The organism is Agrococcus citreus (assembly GCF_039527715.1).
Lineage (GTDB): Bacteria > Actinomycetota > Actinomycetes > Actinomycetales > Microbacteriaceae > Agrococcus > Agrococcus citreus.
The window spans coordinates 513204-519534 of record NZ_BAAAKK010000005.1; the positions used below are offsets into that span (position 1 = coordinate 513204).

Sequence of the window (6331 nt, forward strand, 5' to 3'; positions counted from 1 at the left end):
GTGGAGCTGCCCGGCTACCTGCTGATCGCGCTCGCCTCGGTGGCTGCCGGGGCCATCAACGCCGCCGCCGGGGGCGGCACCCTCATCACCTTCCCGGCGATGCTCGCGGCGGGCATGAGCCCGCTCGCGGCGAACATGACGTCGTCGATCGGGCTGCTGCTCGGCACGATCGGCGGCGCGTGGAGCTACCGGGCGGAGCTGCGTCGCCAGCGCCGCCGCTTCGTCGCGAACGCGCCGTTCGCCGCGGTCGGCGGCGCGATCGGCGCCGTGCTGCTGCTGCTGACCCCGTCCGACTCCTTCACCGCGATCGTGCCGTGGCTCGTGCTCGCCGCCGCGGCGCTGTTCGCCGCGCAGCCGCTCATCGCGAGGATGCTCGGCCGGAGCGCCGACGACGCCTTCGACCTCGAGTCGACGGGCGGATGGCCCGCGAGGCTCGCGTTCGTCGGCATCGGCGTGTACGGCTGCTACTTCGGTGCCGGTATCGGCGTGATGATGCTCGCGATGCTCGGCCTGCTCATCCACGACTCGCTGCAGCACCACAACGCGCTCAAGAACGTCGTCGCGGCCGTCATCAACGGCACGGGCGCGGTCATCCTCGCGTTCTCGCCCCTCGTCCACTGGGGCGTCGTCGCCGTCATGCTCGGCGGCTCGCTCCTCGGTGGCCTCGCGGGCGGCTGGCTCTCGCGGCGGGTGCCGTCGTGGCTGCTGCGCATCGTGGTGATCGCCTTCGCGCTCGTCGTCGGGCTCTCGATGCTGCTCGCCTGAGTCTCGGCTGAGCCGCGGAGGGCCGCGGGCGCCCGCGTCGGCGGCCGGCTACTGCAGCGCCGAGGTGAGCCGAGCGATGCTGTCGAACAGCTGCGCGACCCGGTGCCGACCCATCCAGTCGTCGAGGGTGAGCTCGATCGACTGCCGCCGGTACCCCTCCGCGATCCCGTGGAGCTGCGCGACCATCGACGTCCCCTCGACGAGCATCGACACCTCGTAGTTGAGCCCGAACGAGCGCAGGTCGATGTTCGACGAGCCGATCACCGAGACCCGGTCGTCGAAGATCATGAACTTCGAGTGCAGCACGGTCGGCTTGGCGAAGAGCGTGATCCGCACGCCGGCCCGCAGCAGCTCCTCGTAGTACGAGCGCTGCGCGTGGTAGGTCCAGAACTGGTCGCCGACCTCGCTCGCGAACAGCTCCACCTCGACCCCGCGCATCGCCGCGGACGTGATCGCGTACCGCATCGCGTCGTCCGGCACGAAGTACGGGCTCACGATCGTGATGCGCTCCTCGGCGGCGTGCACGAGCTCGACGAAGACCCGCAGGTTGATCTCGCCCTCGAAGCCCGGTCCGGAGGGGATCGCCGACATCAGCAGGTCGCCCTCGGTCTCGGACGCCGTCGTCGCGAGCTCGACGAGCTCGTTCGTCTCGGCCCACCAGTCCGACCAGAAGAGCACGTCGAGCGCGCGCACCGGCGGGCCGACGAGCTCGACCCAGGTGTCGCGCCACTGCAGCCCGCGCCGCAGGTTGCTGCGCAGCAGGTACGAGGGGTCGACGAGGTTGAGCGACCCGGTGAAGCCGACGCGCCCGTCGATCACGACGAGCTTGCGGTGGTTGCGGAGGTCTGGCCGCTGCCACTTGCCCGCCCACGGGCGCAGCGGCAGCATGTCGCACACCTCCGCGCCCATCGCGTCCAGCCGCGCGAGCGTCTGCTTGCGGCGCGGATACCGCACGCTCGTGAGGTGGTCCACGAGCACGCGCACCGTGACGCCGCGCGCGGTCGCGCGCTCGAGCGCCGCGAAGAACGGCTCGGTGCGCTCGGAGGCGACGATGAGGTAGAACTCGACGTGCACCCAGTGCTCGGCCTCGTCGATGCGCCGCGCCATCGCCTCGAGCTGCGCGTCGAACTCGCCCCAGACGACGCCCGACGCCGGACCGACGTGCGGCATCGACGCGAGCGAGCGGTTGAGCTCGAGGACGCCCGGCAACCAGGCCGGTCGCTCCGTCGGCGCTGGGGCGTCGTCGATGGTGACGGTGCTCTCGCCGATCAGCTCCTGGATCGCCGACATCTTCGCGTGGCGGCCGCGCGAGACGCGGTTGTTGCCGAGCAGCAGGAAGACGATCCATCCGGCGATCGGCTGGATCATGACGATGAGCAGCCACGCGATCGCCGTCGCGGGCCGACGGTTGTAGGGGATGACGGCCAGGGCGAGCAGGCGCAGCGCGACGTCGAGGGCGATCCAGAGCGCGCCCATCGCCTGGGGCAGCGTCACCTCCACAAGAGGGGCGTCAGCGGAAGTTGATGAACTGGAGGTCGATGTCGAGGTCTGCGCCCTTGAGCAGCTGGATCGTGGCCTGCAGGTCGTCGCGGCTCTTCGAGGTGACGCGCACCTCATCGCCCTGGATCTGCGTCTTGACGGTCTTCGGCCCCTGCTCGCGCACGAGCTTCGTCACCTTCTTGGCGTCCTCGCTCGAGATGCCGTCCTTCAGGCTGATCTCGATCCGGAACTCCTTGCCGGAGGCGTAGGGCTTGCCGGCGTCGAGCATCTTGAGGTCGATGCCGCGCTTCACGAACTTCGACTGGACGACGTCGAGCACTGCCTTCACGCGCTCCTCGCTGGAGGCCTTGAGCAGCAGGGCATCGCCGCTCCACGAGACGTCGGCGCCGACCCCCTTGAAGTCGTAGCGCTGCTCGACCTCCTTGCGGGCCTGGTTGACCGCGTTCTCGGCCTCCATCTTGTCGACCTTGCTGACCACATCGAACGAGGAATCTGCCATGCCGCAAGCCTAGATCACCGGTGCTCGGAGCATCCGACCCCATCCGCACGCGAAGCGGACCCCAGTTCGCCACGCGGACCCGCGATCTCGGATCCGGCTGCCGAACTCGGGTCTGCGGGGCCGAGCGGGCAGCGAGCCCGGGGCGCCGGGAGACGCGAAGAGCCCCGTCCGTGGACGGGGCTCCGATCGGTGGCGAGTGAGGGATTCGAACCCCCGAATGCTGAGCAGTCTGATTTACAGTCAGATCCCTTTGGCCGCTTGGGTAACTCGCCGAGGCCTTCGCAGGCCGTCGTCAAGGATACATGGCCCACAGCGTGCCCCCGCACCCGCGCCGCGCCTCACCGCCCCGCGATAGGTTCGAGGCATGCGCGAGCTCCATGACCTGGTCGTCGGCATCGCCGTGGAAGCCGCAGAGCTCGCGCGCATCCGCCGCCACGAGGGCGTCGACGTCGCCGCGAGCAAGTCGAGCCTCGTCGACATCGTCACCGAGGCCGACCGCGAGGTCGAGCGGTTCGTCGTCGAGCGGCTCCTGGCCGCCCGGCCCGACGACGGCATCCTCGGCGAGGAGGGCGCGAGCGTCGCTGGCACCTCCGGCCTGACCTGGGTGATCGACCCCATCGACGGCACGGTCAACTACTTCTACGACATCCCGGCGTATGCCGTCTCGATCGCGCTCGTCGAGGGCGAGCCCGAGCCGACGACGTGGCGGGCCCTCTCGGGCGTGGTGGTCAACGGCGCGACGGGGGAGCGGTTCGAGGCCCTGCGCGGCGGCGGTGCCCGGCTCGACGGCCATGAGATCCGGGTGGCGGATGCGGTGCCTGCGTCGATGGCGCTCGTCGGCACGGGCTTCGGGTACGACGCCGGCCGCCGCGAGCGGCAGGCCGCGGTGGTGCAGGGGCTCATCGGCTCGGTGCGCGACATCCGTCGCATCGGATCCGCCGCCCTCGACCTCGCCTCGGTCGCGTGCGGGCGCCTGAACGGCTACTTCGAGCGAGGGCTGCAGCCATGGGACATGGCCGCGGGAGCGCTGCTCGTCGAGGAGGCGGGCGGCGCGCTCCGAGGCTGGGAGGGCGAGCCCGCGAGCTCGGCCTTCCTGCTCGCCGCGCACCCGACGCTCGCCGACGAGCTGACCGCGCTGCTGGCGCCCCTGCGGCCCCAAGATGTCTGACCCCTTGCCTCGCTGTTACCAATCCGTTATATTTGTAGATCGTACCGAGCAGCAGGCGTGCCCACCGCGTGCCGTTGCCCGGAGGCGCCGGTTCGTGCGAGCATCGACCCCGGCGCAGCCGCAAGGCTCCCCGAGCACTGCGCGCTCCCCGAGACCTCGACCCCCAGGACGGCTTCCAGCGTGACGCACCCCACCCGACGAGCACTTCGCTCGTCACCGGAGGGCGATGCGCGTCCCCTGCAGTCGCAGACGGTCACCCGTCGCGCGGCACGGCAGCAGGAGCGGGCCGCCGAGGCCATCGCGCTCACCGCGAGCGAGGCGCGCGCGGCTGAGCGCGTGACCGTCGTCGAGGGCTCGGCGCAGCTCTACACGACGCGACGCGCGATGCGCGACGCCGCGACCCAGGTCGCTCGCGAGCTTCCGGTGCAGATCGCCGAGCCCACCTTCACCGCGCCGCTCATCACGGTCGACGCGCCCTCGCTCGGCAACGGCGGCGACCAGCTCCCCGGCGTCCGCGCACCCCGCGCACTCGCGCCCCGCGTCATCCGCACCGCGCCCAGCGCGCCGCCGACGGCCGTGCGGCACGGCGCGCGCAAGCTCGCGCAGAAGATCACCGCGGGCGGCGCGCTGCTGTTCATCGGCTCGCTCGTCGTCGTCACCTCGTTGCCGGCGCAGGCCGTGCAGTCGCCCGGCGGCATCGACCCCGAGGTCGCGCAGATGAGCGAGGGCGTGCAGACGCTCGAGGGCGTCAACGCCGAGACCACCGGCTACTTCCAGCGCGACGACATCATCGTCAACGACCAGATCGCGGCCGCGCGGATGTCGCCGGGCGAGCTGGCCGCGTACCAGGCGGTCGCCGACTCCGAGGTCGCCGGCCCGTCGTACACGGGCGACCCCGCGTTCCCGCAGGTGTGGGGGATGCTGCAGACCGGCGTCGTGCAGACCCCCTTCCCGAGCCTCGACCAGGTCCCGATGTCGAGCGGCTTCGGCTACCGGCCCGGCGGCTTCCACGGCGGCAGCGACTTCATCCCCGGCATCGGCACCGACGTGCGACCGATCGCGAACGGCGTCGTCTCGGCGGTCTTCCAGGGCAACAACCCCGGCGGCGGCGGCTACTCGGTCTTCATCGACCACAACATCGACGGCCAGTTCGTGCAGTCCTGGTACGGCCACATGCTGCCCGGCTCGATCACGGTCGAGGTCGGCCAGGTCGTCGACATCACGACGATCATCGGGCAGGTGGGCAACTCCGGCCGCTCGACCGGCCCGCACCTGCACCTCGAGCTCAAGAACAGCGACTACATCTCGTTCGACCCGGTCGTCTGGCTGCAGTCGCGCGAGATGCACCTCGAATCGCGCTAGTCGAGCACCACGAGGAGAGGGCCACGCCTACAGGCGTGGCCCTCTCCTCGTGGTCGGCTACGCCGTCCTGACCCAGACGACCTCGTCGGCGAAGACCGACGCGGAGTCGAGCGGCGACGACGAGAGCAGGATCTCGCCGCGAGGCACGTCGACCGCGTCGTGGCCGAGGTTCGCGACGACCGTCACGGGGCCGTTCCGGAACGCGAGCGCGGTCGGGCCGACGTCGAGCCACTCGAGGGTCCCCGTGCCGAGACCGAGCTCGCGCCGCAGCTGCAGCGCGCGTCGGTACATCGCGAGGGTCGAGCCGGGGTCGTCCTGCTGGCGGTCGCGCGCGAGCGCCGCCCACAGCGGCGGCTGCGGCAGCCAGGTCTCGCCCGAGGCGCTGAAGCCGTAGGCCGGGGCGTCCGCCTCCCACGGGATCGGCACGCGGCAGCCGTCGCGGCCCCACAGCTCGCCACCGGTGCGGGCGAAGGTCGGGTCCTGGCGCTGGTGCGGCTCGATCGCGGTGACCTCGGGGAGGCCGAGCTCCTCGCCCTGGTAGACGTACGCGCTGCCGGGGAGCGCGAGCATGAGCGCGGTCGCGGCACGGCCGCGGCGCAGCGAGACGGTCGGGTCGGCCTTCGAGATGGAGGTCGGGCCGATGCCGGCGCCGTGGGGCGGCGGCGGCACGAGCGCGAGCCGCGTGCGGTGGCGGATGGTGTCGTGGTTCGAGAGCACCCACGTCGGGGGAGCGCCGACCGCGCCGAACGCCGAGATGGAGTCGTCGATCACCTCGCGGAGCATCGTCGCGTCCCACGGCGTCTCGAGGTAGACGAAGTTGAAGGCCTGGTGCATCTCGTCGGGACGCACGAAGCGAGCCATCTTCTCGAGCGGCGACACCCACGCCTCGGCGCACAGCACGCGGTCGCCGTCGTACGCGGCGAGCACGTCGTGCCAGCGGCGGTAGATCTCGTGCACGCGCTCCTGGCCGAAGAACGGCGAATCCATCGAGCCGGCTGCGACGAGCTCCGCGTCGACGTCGGGCAGGCCCTCGGCCT

The 6331-nt window shown here is 71.4% G+C and carries 6 protein-coding genes and 1 tRNA gene; 3 read left to right on the forward strand and 4 right to left on the reverse strand.

Translation table 11 applies throughout. The features are described 5' to 3' along the window. Complete coding sequence (locus tag ABD106_RS11370; RefSeq protein ID WP_343920427.1) at nucleotides 1-765, forward strand: sulfite exporter TauE/SafE family protein; 765 nt, start codon at nucleotides 1-3, stop codon at nucleotides 763-765. A gap of 48 nt (nucleotides 766-813) precedes the next feature. Here the strand turns inward: ABD106_RS11370 and ABD106_RS11375 are convergent, their stop codons facing one another. The 3 genes from ABD106_RS11375 to ABD106_RS11385 all read right to left on the reverse strand — a co-directional run bounded on the left by ABD106_RS11375 (nucleotide 814) and on the right by ABD106_RS11385 (nucleotide 3036). Continuing rightward, on the reverse strand, nucleotides 814-2259 hold the full coding sequence (locus ABD106_RS11375) for a phospholipase D-like domain-containing protein (RefSeq protein WP_343920429.1): 1446 nt from the start codon (nucleotides 2257-2259) through the stop codon (nucleotides 814-816). Between the two features lie 16 nt (nucleotides 2260-2275). Beyond that, nucleotides 2276-2764, reverse strand: a complete 489-nt coding sequence (locus ABD106_RS11380; RefSeq protein WP_343920431.1) for a YajQ family cyclic di-GMP-binding protein — start codon at nucleotides 2762-2764, stop codon at nucleotides 2276-2278. Nucleotides 2765-2954: 190 nt separating this feature from the next. Continuing rightward, nucleotides 2955-3036, reverse strand: a tRNA-Tyr gene (locus ABD106_RS11385). A 92-nt stretch (nucleotides 3037-3128) separates the two neighbouring features. On the opposite strand from ABD106_RS11385, the gene ABD106_RS11390 reads away from it, so the two are divergent. Together ABD106_RS11390 and ABD106_RS11395 are read left to right on the forward strand one after the other, a co-directional pair. Then, on the forward strand, nucleotides 3129-3932 hold the full coding sequence (locus tag ABD106_RS11390; protein WP_343920433.1) for an inositol monophosphatase family protein: 804 nt from the start codon (nucleotides 3129-3131) through the stop codon (nucleotides 3930-3932). A gap of 180 nt (nucleotides 3933-4112) precedes the next feature. Continuing rightward, nucleotides 4113-5294 carry a M23 family metallopeptidase gene (locus tag ABD106_RS11395; protein WP_343920435.1) on the forward strand — a complete coding sequence of 394 codons (1182 nt, stop codon included), beginning with the start codon at nucleotides 4113-4115 and terminating at the stop codon, nucleotides 5292-5294. Nucleotides 5295-5351: 57 nt separating this feature from the next. On the opposite strand, the gene ABD106_RS11400 is transcribed toward ABD106_RS11395, so the two are convergent. Continuing rightward, the coding region (locus ABD106_RS11400) for an alpha-amylase family glycosyl hydrolase (RefSeq protein ID WP_343920437.1) at nucleotides 5352-6331 on the reverse strand (980 nt) is incomplete at its 5' end.

Excerpts from the sequence above, each read along its gene's own strand:
- ABD106_RS11380 (WP_343920431.1), bottom strand. The coding sequence starts at position 2,764 with ATGGCAGATTCCTCGTTCGATGTGGTCAGCAAGGTCGACAAGATGGAG.
- ABD106_RS11390 (WP_343920433.1), top strand. The coding sequence starts at position 3,129 with ATGCGCGAGCTCCATGACCTGGTCGTCGGCATCGCCGTGGAAGCCGCA.